Consider the following 19,230-nt stretch of genomic DNA (forward strand, 5'->3'; position numbering starts at 1 on the left):
GGCCGAGGTCATCCAGTAGCGAAGCACGCCGAGCGAACGGCGGCGGGTGGCCCGCCCTGGTGGACGGGCCCCTCACCGCGCTGCGCCGGACACGCAGACAAAAGGCTTTTCAATGGCGACTCAGAAGATTCGGATCCGGCTCAAGGCCTACGACTACAAGCTGCTCGATCAGTCGGCCGGCGAGATCGTGGAGACCGCGAAGCGGACCGGCGCCAAGGTCGCCGGCCCGATCCCGCTCCCCACCCGGATCAACAAGTTCACCGTCCTCCGCAGCCCGCACGTCGACAAGAAGTCGCGCGAGCAGTTCGAGATCCGCACGCACAAGCGGCTCCTCGACATCCTCGAGCCGACCCCGCAGACGCTCGACGCGCTCATGAAGCTCGACCTCTCGGCCGGCGTGGACGTGGAGATCAAGTAGTCGAGGACATCATGGCCAAGTTCGACGTCTACGACCTGTCGAAGAAGAAGGTGGGCGAGCTCGACCTCGCCGACGCCGTCTTCGCCGGCGAGGTGAACGAGCACCTCTTCTACGAGGTGGTGAAGGCGAAGCTCGCCTCCGATCGCTCGGGCACCCACGCGGTGAAGAACCGGTCCCTCGTCTCCGGCGGCGGCAAGAAGCCCTGGAAGCAGAAGCACACCGGTCGGGCCCGCCAGGGCTCGACGCGCGCGTCCCAGTGGGTGGGCGGCGGCAAGGCCATGGGGCCGAAGCCGCGCGACTACTCCTACGACGTGCCGAAGAAGGTGCGGAAGGCCGCGCTGCGCTCGGCCCTCGCGCTCCGCTCGAAGGACCAGAAGCTGGTCATCGTGCAGGAGTGGAAGCCCGAGGGGCCGAAGACCGCCGCCGCCGCCAAGGTCCTCGCCGCGCTCGGCGCGAAGAAGGCCCTGGTGGTGGACGACGCCGCGAACCTCGCCCTCGCGAAGAGCGTCCGGAACCTCTCCGGCTCCGACTTCCTCGCGGTGGAGGGGCTCAACGTGTACGACATCCTGCGGCACGACGCCCTGGTGCTGACCGCGGACACCGCCAAGAAGCTGGAGGCCAGCCTGTCATGAACCTCGCTGTCCAGGACGTGGTGAAGCGCCCGCTCATCACCGAGAAGGCGGAGCGGGCACGCGAGGCGAGCCGTCAGTACGCCTTCGAGGTCCACCGCGACGCCACCAAGATCCAGGTGAAGCAGGCGGTGGAGAAGCTCTTCAACGTGCACGTGCTCGACGTGCGGACCGCCATCGCGCGCGGGAAGAACAAGCGCGTCGGCCGCAACGTCGGCCGCCGGCCCAACTGGAAGAAGGCCTACGTGACCCTCAAGGAAGGCGACACCATCGCCCTCTTCGAGGGGACATAAGCCGGACGGGAGACGCACATGGCCCTCAAGGAATACAAGCCCACCAGCCCGGCCCGGCGCCACATGACCGTGTCGGACTTCGCCGAGATCACCAAGGCGAAGCCCGAGAAGCGGCTCACCAAGCCGGTCCGCAAGAGCGGCGGCCGCAACGCCCACGGCAAGGTCACCACCCGCCACATCGGCGGCGGCCACAAGCGCCGTTACCGCATCATCGACTGGCGGCGCGAGAAGGACGGCGTGCCGGCCAAGGTCGCGGCCATCGAGTACGACCCGAACCGCACCGCGCGCATCGCGCTGCTCCACTACCTGGACGGCGAGAAGCGCTACATCCTCGCCCCGGTGGGCGTGGCGGTCGGCGACACGCTGCTGTCCGGCGCGGACGTGGACATCCGCCCGGGCAACGCGCTGCCGGTCCGCACCATCCCGCTCGGCACCGTGATCCACAACGTGGAGACGGCCCCGGGCTCCGGCGCGAAGATGATCCGCACCGCGGGCTCCTTCGGGCAGCTCATGGCGAAGGAGGGCGGCTACGCCCAGATCCGCCTGCCGTCCGGCGAGGTCCGCAAGGTCCTGCAGGACTGCAAGGCGACCATCGGCCAGCTCGGCAACGTGGAGAGCTCGTCGGTGCGCGTCGGCAAGGCCGGCAAGAGCCGCTGGCTGGGCATCCGCCCGACCGTCCGCGGCCTCGCCATGAACCCGGTCGACCACCCGCACGGCGGCGGCGAGGGCAAGTCCGGTCAGGGCAACCCGCACCCGGTCAGCCCGTGGGGACAGAAGACCAAGGGCCTCAAGACCCGCAACAACCGCCGCACCGACAAGTTCATCGTCACGCGGCGCCGCCCCGGCGTGCGCAACACGCAGCGCTAGGCGGGAAGGGATAGCCACTCATGGCGCGTTCGATCAAGAAGGGCCCGTTCGCCGACAAGCACCTCACGAAGAAGGTCGAGGACGCGAACAAGGGCAACAAGAAGTCGGTCATCAAGACCTGGTCGCGGCGGAGCACCATCCTGCCGGACTTCGTCGGGCACACGTTCGCCGTCCACAACGGGCGGAAGTTCGTGCCGGTGTTCGTGACCGAGAACATGGTCGGGCACAAGCTGGGCGAGTTCGCGCCCACCCGCACCTTCCACGGCCACTCGGCCGAGAAGAAGGCCGCGGCGGCACCGGCCCCGGCGAAGAAGTAGCGAGGAACTGGACATGGCCGAGACCCAGACCACGACGCCGAAGAAGAAGGCCGAACGCCGCGCTCCGCCGCCGGCGCGCGCCCGCAAGAACCGCCCCGCCGCCCCGGCGCCGGGGCCGCACGCCTCCCTCAGCTACCTGCGCGTCGCGCCGCGCAAGGTGCGCATCGTCGCGGACGAGGTCCGCGGGATGAAGGTCGGCGACGCGCTCGCGATGCTGAAGTACACGCCGCAGTCCGCCGCCAAGCCGCTCGCCAAGCTGCTCCGGTCGGCGGTCGCGAACGCCGAGCAGGGCGGCGGCCGCGTGGACGTGGACGCGCTGTTCGTGAAGACGCTGACCGTGGACCAGGGCCCGAAGATGCGGCGCTTCATGGCGCGCGCGATGGGCCGGGCGTTCCGGGTCGAGAAGAAGACCAGCCACGTGTACGTGGAGCTCGGTACCGCCGCGCGCGGCTAGGAACCCGAGAGGAGAGATCAATGGGACAGAAAGTTCATCCTATCGGGTTCCGCCTCGGAGTGATCCGCTCCTGGGACTCGAAGTGGTACGAAGAGAAGAACTACGCGAAGTGGCTGCACGAGGACATCAAGCTCCGTGAGTTCGTGAAGGAGAAGCTCGGCCAGGCCGGCATCTCCCGGATCGAGATCGAGCGGGCGGCCAACAAGGTCAAGATCAACGTCCACACCGCGCGCCCGGGCATCGTCATCGGCAAGCGCGGCGCCGGGATCGAGACCATCAAGAAGGACCTCCAGGGCCTGACCGCCAACGAGGTCTACCTGAACGTCGTCGAGGTCCGGAAGGCCGAGACCGACGCGCAGCTCGTCGCCGAGAACATCGCGACGCAGCTCGAGCGCCGCATCGCGTTCCGCCGCGCCATGAAGAAGTCGGTGCAGACCGCGCTGAAGTTCGGCGCGAAGGGCATCCGCGTGGCGTGCTCGGGCCGCCTGGGTGGCTCCGAGATGGCCCGGTACGAGTGGTACCGCGAGGGCCGCGTGCCGCTGCACACGCTCCGCGCGGACATCGACTACGGGTTCGCCGAGGCGAAGACCACCTACGGCAAGATCGGGTGCAAGGTCTGGATCATGCGCGGCGAGGTCCTCCCGCAGTCCGCGGGCGCGCGCGCTCCTCGCACCACCGGCGGCGCCCGGCCGTAAGGCCGCGCCCCAGGCACACCTAGGAGAAGGACATGCTTCAGCCGGCGCGAACGAAGTACCGGAAGATGCAGAAGGGCCGCATGCGCGGCAAGGCGTACCGCGGCTCGGACCTCGCCCAGGGCGAGTACGGCCTCCAGGCCACCGAGTGCGGCAGGCTCACGTCCCGCCAGATCGAGGCGGCCCGCGTGGCCATCACCCGCTACGTGAAGCGCGGCGGCAAGCTCTGGATCCGCGTCTTCCCGGACAAGCCCATCACCAAGAAGCCCGCCGAGACGCGCATGGGCACCGGCAAGGGCAACGTGGAGTTCTACGTCGCCGTCGTGAAGCCGGGCCGCGTGCTGTACGAGCTGGCCGGCGTGGACGACGCCTCCGCGAAGAAGGCGTTCCACCTCGCCGCCCACAAGCTGCCCGTCGCCACGAAGCTGGTGAAGCGCGGCGAGACGCTGTAAGGAGCGACGACCATGGCGACCGTCAAGGAGCTGCGCGAGCTCTCGGTTCAGGAGCTCGAGGCCCGCGCCGCGGAGCTCAAGCAGACGCTCTTCGACCTGAAGAGCAAGGCGAACACCGGCGTGCTCGACTCGACCGCCGACCTCAGCAAGACGAAGCGCGACATCGCGCGCTGCCTCACCGTGGCCCGCGAGAAGGCCCTCGCCTCGGCCGAGGCCGGGAAGGCGAAGGAGTGACCGACATGGAGCGCGGCAACCGGAAGTCCCGCATCGGCGTGGTGGTCTCGAACAAGATGACGAAGACCGTCGTCGTGAAGGTCGAGCGCCGGGTGGCGGACCCCAAGTACGGCAAGATCGTGACCAAGGCCGAGAAGTACAAGGCGCACGACGAGAACCAGGCGTGCCAGATCGGCGACCGCGTGCGGATCGTCGAGACCCGCCCGATCTCGAAGGACAAGCGCTGGCGCGTGGCCGAGACGATCGAGAAGGCGGAGGCCTAGGCCATGATCCAGCAGCAGACCATGCTCGACGTCGCCGACAACTCCGGCGCGAAGCGGGTGATGTGCATCAAGGTGCTCGGCGGCACCCGGCGGAAGTACGCCTCCATCGGCGACGTGATCGTCGTCTCGATCAAGGAGGCGATCCCGCAGGCCAAGGTGAAGAAGGGCGAGGTCGCCCGCGCCGTCATCGTCCGCACCGCCCGCGAGGTGAAGCGCCCCGACGGCAGCTACATCCGCTTCGACGGCAACTCGGCGGTCCTCATCAACAAGGACCTCGAGCCCATCGGCACCCGCATCTTCGGCCCGGTCGCCCGCGAGCTCCGCGCCCGCAAGTTCATGAAGATCATCAGCCTCGCGCCGGAGGTCCTCTAGGTCATGGCGGAGATTCGGAAGGGCGACACCGTCAAGGTCATCGCCGGCAAGGAGAAGGGCAAGTCGGGCAGGGTGCTCGAGGTGCTGCGCGAGAAGGGCCGCGTGCGCGTCGAGAAGCTCATGACCGTCAAGCGGCACCAGAAGAAGGGCCGCAGCCAGGCCAACCCGGAGGGCGGGATCCTGGAGCTGCCCGGCACCATCGCCATCTCGAGCGTGATGGTGGTGGGCAAGGACGACAAGCCGGTGCGGCGCGAGCAGATCGGCCGCGAGCTGGGCGCCAAGGAGAAGGCCCGGCTGCAGAAGCGCAAGGCCGCCGCGAAGTAGGTCGCGGCGGGATCGCAGCACGACGCATCGCCCGGCACGCGAAGAGGCCGGCCGAAGGCAAGGAGAGACACGATGGCAGCGCGTTTGAAGGAGCGGTACGACAAGCAGCTTCGTGCCGAGCTGATGAAGGAGCTCGGGTTCGCGAACCCGATGCAGGCCCCCCGCCTCGAGAAGATCGTGGTGAACATGGGCCTGGGCGAGGCGATCAACAACGGCAAGATCATCGACGCGTCCGTCGAGCAGCTCGCCGCGATCACCGGCCAGAAGCCGGTCGTGACCCGCGCCCGCAAGTCGATCGCCAACTTCAAGCTGCGCCAGGGCCAGTCCATCGGCGCCATGGTCACGCTGCGCGGCGACCGGATGTACGAGTTCTTCGACCGCCTGGTCTCGATCGCGCTGCCGCGCGTCCGCGACTTCAAGGGCGTGTCGCCGAAGGCCTTCGACGGGAAGGGCAACTACACGCTCGGTGTGCGCGAGCAGATCATCTTCCCGGAGATCAACTACGACAAGGTCGAGAAGATCAAAGGCCTCAACATCACGGTGGTGACCACCGCCCGGAACGACGAAGAGGGCCGAGCGCTGCTGCGCCACCTCGGCATGCCGTTCCGTCAGTAGAGGGAGATTCCATGGCGAAGCTTTCCAAGATGGCGCAGGCCACGCGCAAGCTGAAGTTCCCGGTCCGGCAGTACAACCGCTGCCCGCTCTGCGGCCGCCCGCGGGCCTTCCTGCGCAAGTTCCAGATGTGCCGCATCTGCTTCCGCAAGCGCGCGCTGCAGGGCGAGATCACCGGCGTCATCAAGTCGAGCTGGTAGGAGAGATCGATCGATGAGCTTCACCGATCCCATTGGCGACATGCTGACGCGCATCCGCAACGCTTCCTCCGCGCGTCATGAGAAGTGCCTGGTGCCGGCCTCGCGGCTCAAGGTCCGCATCGCCGAGGTCCTCCGCGAGGAGGGCTTCATCAAGGACTTCGTCCTCCACGAGGACGGCGTCCAGGGCGCCATCACCATCGTCCTCAAGTACAGCGCCGACCGCGAGCCGGCCATCAGCGACATCAAGCGCGTCTCGAAGCCCGGGCTCCGCCGCTACGTCGCGACCGACTCCATCCCCCGCGTCCTCAACGGGATGGGGATCGCGATCCTCTCCACGTCCAAGGGCGTGATGGTGGATCGCGAGGCCCGCAAGCAGAAGGTCGGCGGCGAGCTGATCTGCACCGTCTGGTAAGGAAGACCGCCATGTCTCGTGTCGGCAAGATGCCCGTCAAGATCCCGGAGAAGGTCAAGGTCTCCGTGGACGGCAACGTCGTGAAGGTCGAGGGGCCGAAGGGGAAGATGCACTTCCCCACCAACCCCCTCGTCAGCGTCCAGGTGGACAAGGGCGAGGTGAAGGTCGCCCGCCAGGACGAGTCCCACGTGGCGAAGGGCCTGCACGGCCTGACGCGCACGCTGGTGAAGAACGCGCTCGAGGGCGTGGTGAAGGGCTACGAGAAGGGCCTCGAGATCAACGGGGTCGGCTTCAAGGCCGAGGTGAAGGGGAAGGAGATCCACTTCACCCTGGGCTTCTCGCACCCGGTCGTCTTCAAGCTCCCCGAGGGCGTCACCGCCGAGGTGGACGCGAAGCAGACCAAGCTCACCATCCGCTCGGTGGACAAGCACCTGCTCGGCCTCACCGCCGCGAAGGTTCGCGACCTCCGCCCGCCCGAGCCGTACAAGGGCAAGGGCATCAAGTACGCGGACGAGACCATCCGCCGCAAGGAAGGCAAGACCGGCGCGGCGTAGCCCGCCCGTCCCCACAACCACTCATGCGGCGGCCGGGTCGGCGCCGCCGCAAGGAGGAACGTCATGGCGAAGCACGTCACCACGCGCGAGAAGCGCAGGGCCCGCATCCGCCGGAAGATCTCCGGCACCGAGCTGCGGCCGCGGCTCACGATCTACAAGAGCCTCAAGCACATGTACGCCCAGCTGGTCGACGACGTCGCGGGCAAGACGCTCGTGTCGGTCGCGACCACCTCGAAGGCCCTCAAGGGCGAGCTCGGCGACGAGGACAAGACCGGCGCCGCCAAGAAGGTGGGCGAGGCCCTCGCCAAGGCGGCCAAGGCGAAGGGGATCGAGCAGGTCGTGTTCGACCGCAACGGCTTCGACTATCACGGCCGCGTCGAGGCGGTGGCCGCCGCCGCGCGCGAGGCCGGGCTCAAGTTCTAGGCGACGGAAAGGTCTCGAATGGCTACCACCCCCATCAACGCGAACGAGCTCGAGCTCCAGGATCGCGTCGTCCACATCAACCGCGTCGCCAAGGTCGTGAAGGGCGGCCGCCGGTTCAGCTTCTCGGCGCTCGTCGTCGTCGGCGACGGCGCGGGCCACGTCGGGGTCGGCCTCGGCAAGGCGAACGAGGTCCCGGAGGCCATCCGCAAGGGCGGCGACCAGGCCAAGAAGAACCTGTTCAGGGTGCCGCTCGTCGGGACCACCATCCCGCACGAGGTGCTCGGCCACTTCGGCTCCGGGCGCGTGCTGCTGAAGCCCGCGGGCGAGGGCACCGGCGTCATCGCCGGCGGCGCCGTCCGCGCCGTCCTCGAGGCGGCCGGCGTCCGCAACGTGCTCACCAAGAGCCAGGGCTCCCGCAACCCCCACAACGTCCTCAAGGCGACCGTCGCCGGCCTGAAGCGGCTGCGGTCCGTCGAGGACAGCGCCCGGCTCCGCGGCAAGCAGGCCGCCGAGATCACCGGGGCGTAGGAAGGAACCACCATGGCTGCCATCAAGGTCAAGCTCGTCCGCGGGCTCGCGGGCTGCCCCTGGCCGCACCGGGTCATCGTCGAGGGCCTGGGTCTCAAGAAGCGTGAGTCGACGAAGCTCCTCCCCGACACGCCCCAGACGCTGGGGATGATCGCGAAGGTCTCCTACCTCGTGGAGTGGGAGCGGGTGGACGCTGCGCCGCCGCCTGGCCGGAAGGCCAGGAAGGCCGCGGCCCGTTCGTGACAGTCACGCGCCGCGTGCTAAAAGGAGAACCTTCATGTCGCTGAACCAGCTCAAGGCGCCCCGGGGCGCCAACCGCGCCAAGAAGCGCGTCGGCCGTGGCCAGGGCTCCGGCCTCGGCAAGACCGCCGGCCGCGGCGGGAAGGGCCAGAAGGCCCGTTCCGGCAACATGCACTTCGAGGGCTTCGAGGGCGGCCAGATGCCGCTCCAGCGGCGCCTCCCGAAGTTCGGCTTCCACAACATCTTCCGGCGCGAGCTCGAGGAGGTGAAGGTGGGTGACCTCCAGGGCCTCTCCGGCGTCGTCGACCCCGTCGCCCTGAAGTCCGCCGGCCTGGTGCGCGGCAACCGCGACGGGGTGGTGGTCCTGGCGGGCGGCGAGCTCTCGAGCGCGCTGACGGTCAAGGTCCACCGCGTCACCGCCGGCGCGCGCGCCGCCATCGAGAAGGCGGGCGGGAAGGTCGAGCTGATCCCGGCGCCGCAGACCATGCACCAGAAGGCGAAGGCCGCGAAGAAGGCGGCTGCGCAGGCGAAGTAGGGGTCCCGGCGGGCCCGCCGGTCCTCGGCGGGCCGCCCGGACGGTGAGCGGGCGGCGGGCCGCCCGGCAGGCGCAGGGGAAAGGGAACCGCATGGCCGCAGCGAGCGGGCTGTTCAACATCTTCCGGATCGCCGAGCTCCGGAAGCGGCTGTTCTTCACCCTCGGGATGCTGGCCGTCTACCGGCTCGGCATCTTCGTCACCACGCCCGGCGTGGACCGGCGGGCGATGCAGGACGTGGTGGCCCAGCAGGGCAGCCTGCTCGGCCTCCTCAACTTCTTCTCCGGCGGCGCCTTCGAGCAGCTCTCGATCTTCGCGCTCGGCATCATGCCGTACGTGTCGTCGTCCATCATCCTGCAGCTCCTGACGGTGGTGGTCCCGTCGCTCGAGAAGATGCAGAAGGAAGGCGAGCTGGGCCGGCGCAAGATCACGCAGTACACGCGCTACGGCACGGTGGTCCTCTCCGCCATCCAGGGCTACGGCATCGCCACCTACCTCGAGTCGCTCCGCGCCGGGAACGGCGTGGCGGTGGTGGGCGATCCGGGCTGGGGCTTCCGCCTGCTCACCATGGTCTCGCTCGCCGCGGGCACCGCGTTCATCATGTGGATGGGCGAGCAGATCACCGAGCGCGGCGTCGGCAACGGCATCTCCCTCATCATCTTCGCGGGCATCGTGGCCCGCATCCCGGCCGCCATCTACACCACGGTCCGGCAGCTCGGCGCCTCCGGCTCGCAGCTCACCGGCCTGGGCCTGCTCGTGCTCACCGCGCTCATGGTGGTGGTGATCGGCGCGATCGTGTACGTGGAGCGCGGCCAGCGCCGCATCCCGATCCAGTACGCGAAGCGCATGGTGGGCCGGAAGCTCTACGGCGGCCAGTCCACGCACCTGCCGCTGAAGGTGAACACCTCCGGCGTGATCCCGCCCATCTTCGCGTCGTCGCTGCTGCTGCTGCCGGCGACCATGGCGGGCTGGTTCCCGTTCCTGCAGCGGATGTCGAACGCCATCCAGGCGGGCAGCTGGATCTACAACACCATCTACGTCGCCCTGATCGTCTTCTTCGCGTACTTCTACACCGCGGTGACGTTCAACCCGGTGGACGTGGCCGACAACCTCAAGAAGTACGGCGGCTACATCCCGGGCATCCGCCCCGGCAAGAAGACCGCCGACTACATCGACTTCGTGCTGTCGCGCATCACCTTCGGCGGCGCCATCTACCTGGCCGCCATCTGCGTGCTGCCGACCGTCATCACGAACGAGTTCGGGGTGAACTTCTACTTCGGCGGCACCTCGCTGCTCATCGTGGTCGGCGTGGCGCTCGACACCGTCCAGCAGATCGAGGGGCACCTCATCACGCGGCACTACGAGGGCTTCACCGGTCCCCGCGGCCCGCGCATCCGCGGCCGGCGGATGACGACGGGGCAAGCGGTCGGCGCATGAGACGCCGCGGGGGCCTCGCCGCGGCGGGGCCCTTCGCGCATCCGGAGGCGACGCGATGATCCTCATCCTCCTCGGCCCGCCCGGCGCGGGCAAGGGCACCCAGGCCAAGCTCCTCTCCACGGAGCTCGGCATCCCGCACATCTCCACCGGCGACATGTTCCGCGACCACAAGGCGCGCGGGACCGAGATCGGCAAGCAGGTCCAGGCCATCATGGACGCCGGGGGGCTCGTCACCGACGACATCACCAACGCCATGGTGAAGGAGCGGCTGTCCCGCCCCGACGTGGCGCCCGGCTTCATCCTGGACGGCTACCCGCGCACGGTGGTGCAGGCGGAGTACCTCGACGGCCTGCTGCGCTCGCTGGGCCGGTCCATCGACCGCGCGCTCTCGTACGAGGTGGCCGAGGAGCTCGTGGTCGAGCGGATCAGCGGGCGGCGGAGCTGCCCGAGGTGCGGCGCCGTCTACCACGTGTCCGCGAACCCGCCCAAGCGCGCGGGCTACTGCGACCGCGACGACGCCGAGCTCGTGCAGCGCGAGGACGACAAGCCGGAGAACGTCCGCAAGCGCATGCAGGAGTACGGCACCAAGACCGAGCCGCTGAAGCGCTACTACCGCGACCGCGGCGAGCTGGCCGAGGTCGAGGGCGTCGGCACGCCCGAGGGCATCCTCGCGGCGACGAAGAAGGTCCTGGGCCGCTAGGCCCGCGCCGCAGCGCATGTACGGGACGACCCGCGAGCGCGCCGCCACGCGGACCCCCGCCGACGTGGCCGGGATCCGCGCCGCGGGCCGCGTCGTGTGGGAGGTGCTGGAGGCGCTGGCCCGCGCCGCCGCCCCGGGCGTCACCACCGCCGACCTGGATCGCCTCGCCGCCGCGCGCACGCGCGAGCTCGGCGCGGCGCCGGCGTTCCTCGGTTACCACGGCTACCCCGCCACGCTGTGCATCTCGGTGAACGACGAGGTGATCCACGGGATCCCGTCGCCGGACCGCGTGCTCGAGGTGGGCGACCTGGTCGGCCTCGACTTCGGGGCGGTGCTCGACGGCTGGTTCGCCGACTCGGCGCGGACCGTCGCGGTGGGCCGGCCCTCGCCGGAGGGCGAGCGGCTGCTGGCCGTGACGCGGGCCGCGCTGGCGCGGGGCATCGCCGCCGCGACCGCGGGGCGCCACACCGGCGACGTCGGCGCCGCCGTGCAGCGGCACGTCGAGGCGGCGGGCTTCTCGGTGGTGCGCGACTTCGTGGGCCACGGCATCGGCCGCCGGCTGCACGAGCCGCCCCAGGTCCCGAACTTCGGGACCCCCGGGACGGGGGCGCTCCTCCGGGCGGGCATGGTCATCGCCATCGAGCCGATGGTGAACGCGGGCGGCCGCGAGGTGGAGACGCTCGACGACGGGTGGACCGCGGTGACGCGGGACGGGTCGAGATCCGCGCACTTCGAGCACACCGTGGCCATCACGGAAAACGGACCCGAAATCCTCACGTTGCCGGAAGGAGTGCCGCTGGAGGGCGCCTGAGCGCAGGCGAGCGGGGGAGCGGGCGGCGGCGGGCCGTCGCTCGTGCTTGCACCCCAAAATCCTCTGTGTTATAGGGCCCGCTTCGCAAAGCCGCTCGTTCAGGGGCGGCGCCGGGAAACCCCGGAAAATCCGGGCGGCTCTAGAGTAGGGGTCCCAGCGAGACCCCGCCGCCAGCCCCGCCGGTCGTCGCGGCGGGCGTTTTTGTCTTTTGAAGCAGCATCGGAGGCGTCGGTCATGAAGGTCCGCGCGTCGGTCAAGAAGATTTGCGACAAGTGCAAGGTCATCAAGCGCAAGGGCACCGTGCGGATCATCTGCCCGGCGAACCCCCGCCACAAGCAGCGCCAGGGCTAGGCCCCCGCGCGTTTTCGGAGAGACGAATGGCTCGAATCGCCGGCGTCGACCTTCCCCGTGAGAAGCGGATCGAGGTCAGCCTCCAGTACATCTACGGAATCGGGAAGACCTCCGCGAAGCTCATCCTCGAGCGCGCGAACGTCAGCCCGGTGACCCGGACCAAGGACCTCACGGACGACGAGGTCCGCCGCATCCGCGAGACCATCGAGCAGAACGTGAAGGTGGAGGGCGACCTCCGCCGCGAGATCTCGCTCAACGTCAAGCGGCTCATGGACCTCGGCTGCTACCGCGGCCTCCGGCACCGCAAGGGCCTGCCGGTCCGCGGCCAGCGCACGCACACCAACGCCCGCACGCGGAAGGGCCCGAAGAAGGGCCTCGTCCGCAAGGCGGCGGCGCCGGCCCCCAAGGCCTAACGCACTCCTAGAGAACCGGAGAATCCTCAGTGGCTGACGAGAAGCAGACGAAGGCAGAGCAGCCTGCGAAGAAGGAGGAGGCGACCGCCCCCGCGGCGCCCAACCTCGGCGGCATCGAGCCGGTGACCGCGTCGCCCGTGACCCCGAAGAAGGGGAAGAAGCGGGTGAAGAAGAACATCGCGGCGGGCATCGTCCACATCGCCTCGACCTTCAACAACACGCAGATCACCATCACCGACGTGACCGGCAACGTGATCGCCTGGTCCAGCGCCGGCGCGCGCGGCTTCAAGGGCTCGCGCAAGTCGACGCCGTTCGCCGCGCAGGTCGCGGCGGGCGACGCCGCCGCCAAGGCGATGGAGCACGGCCTCAAGACCGTCTCGGTGGTGGTGAAGGGCCCGGGCGCCGGCCGCGAGTCCGCCCTCCGCGCGCTCTCCGCCGCCGGCCTCAAGATCACCCTGATCCGCGACGTGACGCCGATCCCGCACAACGGGTGCCGGCCGCCCAAGCGCCGCCGGGTCTGATCACCTCCAGGAGACACACGTGGCCCGTTACAGCGAAAGCGTCTGCCGGCTCTGCCGCCGGGAAAACCTCAAGATGTATCTCAAGGGCGATCGGTGCTACACCGACAAGTGCGCCATCGAGCGCCGCCCGTATCCTCCCGGCCAGCACGGCCAGGGCCGGACCAAGTTCTCCGAGTACGGCGTCCAGCTCCGCGAGAAGCAGAAGGTGAAGCGGATGTACGGCCTCCTCGAGGCCGGGTTCCGCCACGCCTACCAGAACGCGGCGGCCGCCAAGGGCAAGACCGGCGAGAACCTGCTGCAGACCCTCGAGCTCCGGCTCGACAACGTGGTCTTCCGGCTCGGCTTCGCGGACACCCGCAACGAGGCCCGGCAGCTGGTCCGCCACGGCCACTTCAAGGTGAACGGCCGCAAGGTCAACATCCCCAGCTACCTGTGCCGGCCCGGCGACAAGGTGGAGCTGAAGGACCGCTCGAAGAAGGTGGTCCGGATCACCGAGGCGCTCGAGGCGGTGGACCGCCGCGGCGTGCCCGCGTGGCTCGACCTCGACAAGGGCGGCTTCAAGGGCACCGTGAAGACCTCGCCGGCGCGCGAGGACATCACCATGCCGATCCAGGAGCAGCTCATCGTCGAGCTGTACTCGAAGTAGTCGCGCCCCCCGCGGACCCGGGGCGGCGGCCGCCACGGCGGCCGCGGTACGGGTCCGGCGGGCGGGCCGGGCGCGCGAGCGCCGCGGCCCGCGCCGCACCATCCCAAGCAGTCGCGCGTCCCACGGTGCTCCTGCCGCATGGCTGAGCGGGCCGGGAGAGGGGGCGGCGGCCCAGGAGACAGCCCATGGTCGATCCGATCGTCACGAAGAACTGGCGGGACCTCATCAAGCCCCGCGGCCTGGTCGTGGACCAGGAGAGCCTCTCGAACACCTACGGGAAGTTCGTCGCGGAGCCGCTCGAGCGGGGCTTCGGCATCACCCTCGGCAACTCGCTCCGGCGCGTGCTGCTCTCGAGCCTGCAGGGCGCCGCGATCACCTCGGTGAAGGTCGAGGGCGTCGAGCACGAGTTCATGACCATCCCCGAGGTGGCCGAGGACGTCACCGACATCATCCTCAACCTCAAGGAAGTCCTGCTCCAGATCCACACCAACGACGTGAAGACGATCCGGATCGAGGCGGACGGCCCGAAGGAGATCAAGGCCGGCGACCTCATCACGGACGCGCAGGTCGAGGTGCTGAACCCGGGCCACCACCTGCTCACCATCAGCGAGGGCGGGCGGGTCCGCGCCGAGATGACCGCGCGCCGCGGCCGCGGCTACGTGCCGGCCGAGCGGAACAAGGTCCCCGGCTCGCCCATCGGCACCATCCCCATCGACGCGCTCTTCAGCCCCATCCGCAAGGTGAACTACCAGGTCACCAACGCGCGCGTCGGGCAGCAGACGGACTACGACAAGCTGACGCTCGAGGTCTGGACCGACGGCTCGGTCGCCCCGGCCGACGCGGTCGCCTTCGCCGCGAAGATCGTGAAGGAGCAGCTCTCGATCTTCATCAACTTCGACGAGGCGGAGGAGCCGGCCGAGGAGATCAAGCCGGTCGAGGAGCAGAAGCTGAACGAGAACCTCTTCCGCTCGGTGGACGAGCTGGAGCTCTCGGTCCGTAGCGCGAACTGCCTGCAGAACGCGAACATCAAGACCATCGGCGACCTCGTGCAGAAGACCGAGGCCGAGATGCTCAAGACGAAGAATTTCGGCCGGAAGTCGCTGAAGGAGATCAAGGAGATCCTGGCCGAGATGGGCCTCTCCCTCGGCATGAAGCTCGAGAACTGGCCGCCGAAGGCGGCGCCGCAGGGCGCGCCCAAGGTCTAGCGCGCCCGCACAGGGACAGGAGATCACCAGATGAAGCACCGCGTCGTCGGCCGCCGGCTCGATCGCACCACCGAGCACCGGACCGCAATGTTCAAGAACATGGTGACGAGCCTCTTCCGCCACGAGCGGATCGTCACCACCACCCCGAAGGCGAAGGAGCTGAAGCGCTTCGCCGACAAGGTGATCACGCAGGCGAAGCGCGGGACGCCGCACGCGCGCCGCCTCGCCCACCGGGACGTCCGGGACGTCGAGGTGCTGAACAAGCTCTTCGACACGCTCGCCGAGCGCTTCAAGGCGCGGCCGGGCGGCTACACCCGCATCGTCCGCGTCGGCCGCCGCGCCGGCGACAACGCCGAGATGTCGGTCATCGAGCTGGTGGACCGCACCCCGGCCGCCGCCCCCGAGGCGGAGGAGAAGGGCGAGAAGAAGGCCGCGGGCAAGGCCGAGAAGGCCCCCAAGGCCGCCAAGGCGCCCAAGGCGGAGAAGAAGCCCGCCAAGAAGGCCGCCAAGGCCGAGTAGCGCCGGCCGCGCGGCCGACGCTCCCGGGGGAGGCCGCGTGCGCCGCACGCGGCCTCTCGCGCGTTCGGGGCCCCTCTCGCTTTCCGCTGCGGCGGCCCGCTGGTACAACCATCCCTCCATGCCGCCGTTCCTCGCCCAGGACCCGCTCGACGCCCTCCGGCACGCCGGGCCGCCGGGGTGGGCCGAGGTGGCCTGGGCGGTGGCGGGCGTCGCGAGCGAGCCCTGGGCCCTCGCGCTGCTGGGGCTCGCGCTGTACTCGTGGCTGGAGCGCGAGGTGCCCGGGGTCCTGAAGGCGGTCGCGCCGCTCTGGGCGGCGCTGGCGGTCGCCGGGGCCCTGGCGGTGGGCGCCCAGGGCGTGCTCTCCGCGCCGCGGCCGGCGGACGCGGGCGACCTGCTCGTCACCACGCTCCGGCACCTCGCCTCGGCGCCGGGCCTCCCGCTCGGCGTGTTCGTCGGCTACACGCTCCTCGCCTACGGCCGGCGGGGGAGGGCGGCGCTCCTGGTCGCAGCGGCCGGGGGGGCGGCGCGGGCGTGGTCCGGGCCGCACTGGGGCCCGGATCTGCTGGGCGGCGGCCTGGCCGGCGCCGCGATCGCGTGGGCGGTCTGGGCGGCGGTGCTGCGCGCCTCGCCGCGCGGCCACCTGGCGCGGCTGCGGGCCTCGCGCCGCGCGACCGCGGGCGGCGCGGCGCAGGAAGGTCACCCTGCGCCTTGACACCCGCGCTAAGTTAGCGTAAAGGAACCCACTTTTCGTGGAGGCTCCGCGGACGCACCGCTGGAGAAGCTTCCACGTTCCAGGATCTTAGGCTTCACGGAGGCAGAGCTCATGGCGGTGGTTCTTCGTCTGTCGCGCGCGGGCACGCACAAGGCGCCCTTCTATCACGTGGTGGCGACCGACTCGCGCAACGCGCGGGACGGCAAGTACATCGAGGACGTCGGCATCTACGACCCGACCCTGCGCCCGGAGCGGATCGAGCTCAAGGCCGAGCGGATCGAGCACTGGCTGAAGGCCGGCGCCAAGCCGAGCCAGACGGTCGCGATGCTGCTCAAGCGGGCCGCCAAGGCGGCCCAGCCCGCCGCGCCGAAGGCGTAGAGGGTCGATGCGCGACCTCGTCCAGTGGCTCGCCCGCGAGCTCGTCGAGCAGAAGGACGCCGTGAGGGTGGAGGCGATCGAGCGCGACCGCGCGACCGTCTTCGAGCTCACGGTGGCCCCCGACGACCTCGGGCGCGTCATCGGGCGGGGCGGCAAGACCGCCAAGGCGTTCCGGACCGTGCTCGACTGCGCGGCCCGGCGCCAGGGCCGGCGCGCGGTGCTCGACATCCTCGACTGACCGTGGCGCTCGTCCGGATCGGCAAGGTGGTCCGGGCGCTCGGGCTCAAGGGCCACCTGGGCGTGGCCGGGTCGGAGGGCGCGCTCGGAACGCTCGAGCGCGTCGTGCTCCGGCACGGCGCGGCCGGGCAGGTGGAGCGGAAGGTGCTGGAGGCGCGGCCGCAGGGGCGCCTCTGGGCGGTGCGGCTGGACGGCGTCGCCGATCGCACCGCGGCCGAGGCGCTGGTCGGGGCCGAGGTGCTCGCGCTCCGCGAGGCGCTGGGCGAGGCGGGAGAGGGCAGGCACTACTGGGGCGACCTGGAGGGCCTGCCGGTGGTGACCGTCCAGGGCGAGGCGCTCGGGACGGTGACCGGGCTGATGGAGACCGGCGCGGTGGACGTGCTGGTCGTGCAGGGCGCGCGGGGCGAGCTGCTGGTGCCGCTCGCGCCGTACGTCGAGGTGGATCGCGCGGCGGGTCGCGTGGTGGTGGACCCGCCGGAAGGGCTCCTGGAGCCGTAGGCCGGGGGCGAGGAGGAGGCCGCCGAGGAAGAGGATCGGACGTGGCGAGGCTCGAGGTCGACATCCTGACGCTGTTCCCGCGCATGTGCGCGGGGTACCTGGGGGAGAGCATCCTCGGGAAGGCGCAGGAGGCCGGCCTGCTCGCGGCGACGATCACGGACATCCGCGACCACGCGACGGGCAAGCACCGGGTCTGCGACGACGCGCCGTACGGCGGCGGGGCGGGCATGGTGATGAAGCCGGAGCCGCTCGTCGAGGCCATCGAGGCCGCGCGCGCGCGGCTCCCGGGGGCCTGGGTGGTCCTGACCAGCCCGCGCGGCGCGCGGCTGGACCAGGCGCTGGCGCGGCGGTTCGCGGAGCACGGGCGGCTGATCCTGGCGTGCGGGCGGTACGAGGGAGTGGACGAGCGGGTGATGACGGCGGTGGACATGCAGGTCTCGATCGGAGACTTCGTCCTCACGGGCGGCGAGCTGGCGGCGCTCTGCGTCGTCGACGCCGCCGCGCGCCTCGTCCCCGGCGTGCTGGGCAACGCGGCGTCCGCGGACGCCGAGAGCTTCGCGGGTGCCGAGGGGCTCCTCGAGTACCCGCAGTACACGAGGCCCCCGGAGTTCCGGGGGATGAGGGTTCCGGAGGTCCTGCTGTCCGGGGACCACCGGCGGATCGAGCGGTGGCGCCGGCGCGAGGCGCTCAGGGCCACCCGGGAGCGGAGGCCGGACCTCTTCACGAGGGTCTCGCTTCCCGAGAGCGACCTCCGGCTGATCGACGCCGGGGACGACGAGCTGTAGACGAGCGGTAAAGGAGACGGACGTCATGCTGCGCAAGGCGATTGCCGACATCGAGGCGAAGTACCTGCGGACCGACCTTCCGGAGATGCGCGCGGGCGACAGCGTCCGCGTGCACACGAAGATCAAGGAGGGCGACAAGGAGCGCATCCAGGTCTTCGAGGGCGTGGTGATCGCGTACCGCAAGGGCGCGCCCGGCTCGTCCATGTTCACCGTGCGCAAGGTGAGCTACGGCGTGGGCGTGGAGCGCATGTTCCCCGTGCACAGCCCCCGCATCGACAAGATCGAGGTCGTGGGCCACGGCGGCGTCCGCCGCTCGCGCCTCTACTTCCTGCGCAACCTGCAGGGCAAGGCGGCCCGCCTCCACCAGGAGGAAGGCCCGGGCGCGGCCGACGCCGCCCACGCCGCGCCGACCCCGGCGTAGCCTCCCACCGGCGCGCCGTCCGGCGCCGGCCTCGCACCTCCGCACCTCGCGGCCGCACCCCGGCGTGTGCCGGTGTGCGGCCGTGCCGTGCCTTGGGCGCGGGACGCCGCGCTTCCCGCGTCGGCGCCCGGGAGCTAACATGCCGGCCCGAGCGTGATCCTCCTCGAGTTCGCAGCCCAGGGCGTGCGCGGCGTCGCGCCCGCTGGTGGCCGGGCGACGCTGCGCCCCGGATACAACGTGGTCTCCGCCGACGGCGCCGCCCTGCGCCGCCTGCTCGAGGCGCTCCTGCACCCCGACGCGCGGGACGCGGAGGCGCTGCCCCGCGCGCCCGGCGGCCCGGCCGGCGCGGCGGTGCGCGCCGGGCTCACCCTGGTCGGCGACGACCGCGTCACCTACCGGCTGGTGCGCGACTTCGCGGCCGGCGCGCAGCTCCACCGCTTCGACGCCGAGCGCCGCGCGTTCTCGCTCGTCTCCCAGGACCTCGCCGAGATCGCCGCGGCGCTGCGCGCGCCCGTCGGCGTCCCGCCGCGCGCCCGGCAGGACGCGCTCCTCACCATCTCCGCGGCGGACCTGCCCTCGCGGCGCCCGGCGATGGGCGGCACGGCGGCCGCGGTCCCGCAGCGCGCGCCGCTCTCGCCGGAGCAGGCCCGGCGCCGCCGCGCGCAGCTCGAGGGCGAGCTGGTGCGCGCGCGCGCCTCGGAGAAGGTGCAGCAGGAGCTGGACGGGCTGCAGGCCCGCGTCACCGAGCTGGACGTCGCGCTCCGCGAGGGCGCCCGCCC

At 70.7% G+C, this 19,230-nt stretch carries 35 protein-coding genes and 1 pseudogene; all 36 read left to right on the top strand.

What is annotated here, in order from left to right; genetic code table 11:
- Positions 1-112: 112 nt before the first annotated feature.
- The gene (rpsJ, locus tag PSR1_RS12545; protein WP_011421000.1) at positions 113-418 is read left to right on the top strand and encodes a 30S ribosomal protein S10; all 306 of its coding nucleotides are present in this window, start codon (positions 113-115) and stop codon (positions 416-418) included.
- A gap of 11 nt (positions 419-429) precedes the next feature.
- The gene (rplD, locus tag PSR1_RS12550) at positions 430-1,050 is read left to right on the top strand and encodes a 50S ribosomal protein L4 (RefSeq protein ID WP_059437901.1); all 621 of its coding nucleotides are present in this window, start codon (positions 430-432) and stop codon (positions 1,048-1,050) included.
- Positions 1,047-1,340 (top strand): 50S ribosomal protein L23, encoded by a 294-nt coding sequence (locus PSR1_RS12555; RefSeq protein WP_011420998.1) that lies wholly within the window; start codon positions 1,047-1,049, stop codon positions 1,338-1,340. The genes rplD and PSR1_RS12555 overlap by 4 nt, the downstream gene beginning before the upstream one ends.
- 18 nt (positions 1,341-1,358) lie before the next feature.
- Positions 1,359-2,207: a 50S ribosomal protein L2 gene (rplB, locus tag PSR1_RS12560; protein WP_059437902.1), complete on the top strand. Its 849-nt coding sequence runs from the start codon at positions 1,359-1,361 to the stop codon at positions 2,205-2,207.
- 20 nt (positions 2,208-2,227) lie between these two features.
- Positions 2,228-2,524 (top strand): 30S ribosomal protein S19, encoded by a 297-nt coding sequence (gene rpsS / locus PSR1_RS12565; RefSeq protein ID WP_012525977.1) that lies wholly within the window; start codon positions 2,228-2,230, stop codon positions 2,522-2,524.
- A gap of 13 nt (positions 2,525-2,537) precedes the next feature.
- On the top strand, positions 2,538-2,978 hold the full coding sequence (rplV, locus tag PSR1_RS12570) for a 50S ribosomal protein L22 (protein ID WP_011420995.1): 441 nt from the start codon (positions 2,538-2,540) through the stop codon (positions 2,976-2,978).
- Between the two features lie 20 nt (positions 2,979-2,998).
- Positions 2,999-3,673, top strand: a complete 675-nt coding sequence (gene rpsC, locus PSR1_RS12575; RefSeq protein WP_059437903.1) for a 30S ribosomal protein S3 — start codon at positions 2,999-3,001, stop codon at positions 3,671-3,673.
- A gap of 32 nt (positions 3,674-3,705) precedes the next feature.
- A complete protein-coding gene (gene rplP / locus PSR1_RS12580; RefSeq protein ID WP_011420993.1) occupies positions 3,706-4,122 on the top strand; it encodes a 50S ribosomal protein L16 in 417 nt (138 codons plus the stop codon).
- 12 nt (positions 4,123-4,134) lie between these two features.
- Positions 4,135-4,356, top strand: a complete 222-nt coding sequence (gene rpmC, locus PSR1_RS12585; protein WP_059437904.1) for a 50S ribosomal protein L29 — start codon at positions 4,135-4,137, stop codon at positions 4,354-4,356.
- Positions 4,357-4,361: 5 nt separating this feature from the next.
- Positions 4,362-4,619, top strand: coding sequence for a 30S ribosomal protein S17 (gene rpsQ, locus PSR1_RS12590; RefSeq protein WP_059437905.1), 258 nt, complete (start codon positions 4,362-4,364; stop codon positions 4,617-4,619).
- A gap of 3 nt (positions 4,620-4,622) precedes the next feature.
- Positions 4,623-4,991: a 50S ribosomal protein L14 gene (gene rplN, locus PSR1_RS12595; protein ID WP_011420990.1), complete on the top strand. Its 369-nt coding sequence runs from the start codon at positions 4,623-4,625 to the stop codon at positions 4,989-4,991.
- Between the two features lie 3 nt (positions 4,992-4,994).
- Positions 4,995-5,315, top strand: coding sequence for a 50S ribosomal protein L24 (rplX, locus tag PSR1_RS12600; RefSeq protein ID WP_059437906.1), 321 nt, complete (start codon positions 4,995-4,997; stop codon positions 5,313-5,315).
- A gap of 72 nt (positions 5,316-5,387) precedes the next feature.
- Entirely contained in the window at positions 5,388-5,930 is a 543-nt protein-coding gene (gene rplE / locus PSR1_RS12605; protein WP_011420988.1) for a 50S ribosomal protein L5, read from the top strand.
- 11 nt (positions 5,931-5,941) lie between these two features.
- Positions 5,942-6,127 carry a type Z 30S ribosomal protein S14 gene (locus tag PSR1_RS12610; RefSeq protein WP_011420987.1) on the top strand — a complete coding sequence of 62 codons (186 nt, stop codon included), beginning with the start codon at positions 5,942-5,944 and terminating at the stop codon, positions 6,125-6,127.
- A gap of 13 nt (positions 6,128-6,140) precedes the next feature.
- A complete protein-coding gene (rpsH, locus tag PSR1_RS12615) occupies positions 6,141-6,539 on the top strand; it encodes a 30S ribosomal protein S8 (protein ID WP_011420986.1) in 399 nt (132 codons plus the stop codon).
- Positions 6,540-6,550: 11 nt separating this feature from the next.
- Entirely contained in the window at positions 6,551-7,093 is a 543-nt protein-coding gene (gene rplF / locus PSR1_RS12620) for a 50S ribosomal protein L6 (RefSeq protein ID WP_011420985.1), read from the top strand.
- A gap of 63 nt (positions 7,094-7,156) precedes the next feature.
- Complete coding sequence (rplR, locus tag PSR1_RS12625) at positions 7,157-7,516, top strand: 50S ribosomal protein L18 (RefSeq protein ID WP_011420984.1); 360 nt, start codon at positions 7,157-7,159, stop codon at positions 7,514-7,516.
- Between the two features lie 18 nt (positions 7,517-7,534).
- On the top strand, positions 7,535-8,044 hold the full coding sequence (gene rpsE / locus PSR1_RS12630) for a 30S ribosomal protein S5 (RefSeq protein WP_011420983.1): 510 nt from the start codon (positions 7,535-7,537) through the stop codon (positions 8,042-8,044).
- A gap of 12 nt (positions 8,045-8,056) precedes the next feature.
- Positions 8,057-8,287, top strand: a complete 231-nt coding sequence (gene rpmD, locus PSR1_RS12635; RefSeq protein WP_011420982.1) for a 50S ribosomal protein L30 — start codon at positions 8,057-8,059, stop codon at positions 8,285-8,287.
- Between the two features lie 34 nt (positions 8,288-8,321).
- Positions 8,322-8,819 (top strand): 50S ribosomal protein L15, encoded by a 498-nt coding sequence (gene rplO, locus PSR1_RS12640; protein WP_059437907.1) that lies wholly within the window; start codon positions 8,322-8,324, stop codon positions 8,817-8,819.
- Positions 8,820-8,910: 91 nt separating this feature from the next.
- Entirely contained in the window at positions 8,911-10,254 is a 1,344-nt protein-coding gene (secY, locus tag PSR1_RS12645) for a preprotein translocase subunit SecY (protein ID WP_059437908.1), read from the top strand.
- Between the two features lie 55 nt (positions 10,255-10,309).
- A complete protein-coding gene (locus PSR1_RS12650; RefSeq protein ID WP_059437909.1) occupies positions 10,310-10,954 on the top strand; it encodes an adenylate kinase in 645 nt (214 codons plus the stop codon).
- A 16-nt stretch (positions 10,955-10,970) separates the two neighbouring features.
- Positions 10,971-11,765 (top strand): type I methionyl aminopeptidase, encoded by a 795-nt coding sequence (map, locus tag PSR1_RS12655; protein WP_059437910.1) that lies wholly within the window; start codon positions 10,971-10,973, stop codon positions 11,763-11,765.
- Between the two features lie 234 nt (positions 11,766-11,999).
- Positions 12,000-12,116, top strand: coding sequence for a 50S ribosomal protein L36 (gene rpmJ / locus PSR1_RS12660; protein WP_011420977.1), 117 nt, complete (start codon positions 12,000-12,002; stop codon positions 12,114-12,116).
- A gap of 26 nt (positions 12,117-12,142) precedes the next feature.
- Positions 12,143-12,529 (top strand): 30S ribosomal protein S13, encoded by a 387-nt coding sequence (gene rpsM / locus PSR1_RS12665; RefSeq protein ID WP_011420976.1) that lies wholly within the window; start codon positions 12,143-12,145, stop codon positions 12,527-12,529.
- Positions 12,530-12,666: 137 nt separating this feature from the next.
- A complete protein-coding gene (rpsK, locus tag PSR1_RS12670) occupies positions 12,667-13,050 on the top strand; it encodes a 30S ribosomal protein S11 (RefSeq protein WP_011420975.1) in 384 nt (127 codons plus the stop codon).
- 19 nt (positions 13,051-13,069) lie between these two features.
- Entirely contained in the window at positions 13,070-13,696 is a 627-nt protein-coding gene (gene rpsD / locus PSR1_RS12675) for a 30S ribosomal protein S4 (RefSeq protein WP_011420974.1), read from the top strand.
- Between the two features lie 185 nt (positions 13,697-13,881).
- On the top strand, positions 13,882-14,901 hold the full coding sequence (locus PSR1_RS12680) for a DNA-directed RNA polymerase subunit alpha (protein ID WP_059437911.1): 1,020 nt from the start codon (positions 13,882-13,884) through the stop codon (positions 14,899-14,901).
- Between the two features lie 30 nt (positions 14,902-14,931).
- A complete protein-coding gene (rplQ, locus tag PSR1_RS12685) occupies positions 14,932-15,420 on the top strand; it encodes a 50S ribosomal protein L17 (RefSeq protein ID WP_059437912.1) in 489 nt (162 codons plus the stop codon).
- Between the two features lie 118 nt (positions 15,421-15,538).
- Positions 15,539-16,132, top strand: a complete 594-nt coding sequence (locus PSR1_RS12690) for a hypothetical protein (RefSeq protein ID WP_059437913.1) — start codon at positions 15,539-15,541, stop codon at positions 16,130-16,132.
- Between the two features lie 111 nt (positions 16,133-16,243).
- Entirely contained in the window at positions 16,244-16,510 is a 267-nt protein-coding gene (rpsP, locus tag PSR1_RS12695; RefSeq protein ID WP_059437914.1) for a 30S ribosomal protein S16, read from the top strand.
- A gap of 7 nt (positions 16,511-16,517) precedes the next feature.
- Positions 16,518-16,748, top strand: a complete 231-nt coding sequence (locus PSR1_RS12700; protein WP_011420969.1) for a KH domain-containing protein — start codon at positions 16,518-16,520, stop codon at positions 16,746-16,748.
- Between the two features lie 2 nt (positions 16,749-16,750).
- A complete protein-coding gene (gene rimM / locus PSR1_RS12705; protein ID WP_059437915.1) occupies positions 16,751-17,245 on the top strand; it encodes a ribosome maturation factor RimM in 495 nt (164 codons plus the stop codon).
- A gap of 41 nt (positions 17,246-17,286) precedes the next feature.
- The gene (gene trmD, locus PSR1_RS12710; protein ID WP_011420967.1) at positions 17,287-18,030 is read left to right on the top strand and encodes a tRNA (guanosine(37)-N1)-methyltransferase TrmD; all 744 of its coding nucleotides are present in this window, start codon (positions 17,287-17,289) and stop codon (positions 18,028-18,030) included.
- 25 nt (positions 18,031-18,055) lie between these two features.
- On the top strand, positions 18,056-18,451 hold the full coding sequence (gene rplS, locus PSR1_RS12715; RefSeq protein ID WP_011420966.1) for a 50S ribosomal protein L19: 396 nt from the start codon (positions 18,056-18,058) through the stop codon (positions 18,449-18,451).
- Between the two features lie 153 nt (positions 18,452-18,604).
- Positions 18,605-19,230, top strand: a pseudogene (locus PSR1_RS12720) (hypothetical protein); the annotation flags it as partial.

Origin of the sequence: Anaeromyxobacter sp. PSR-1 (genome assembly GCF_000964525.1) — a bacterium.
Lineage (GTDB): Bacteria > Myxococcota > Myxococcia > Myxococcales > Anaeromyxobacteraceae > Anaeromyxobacter.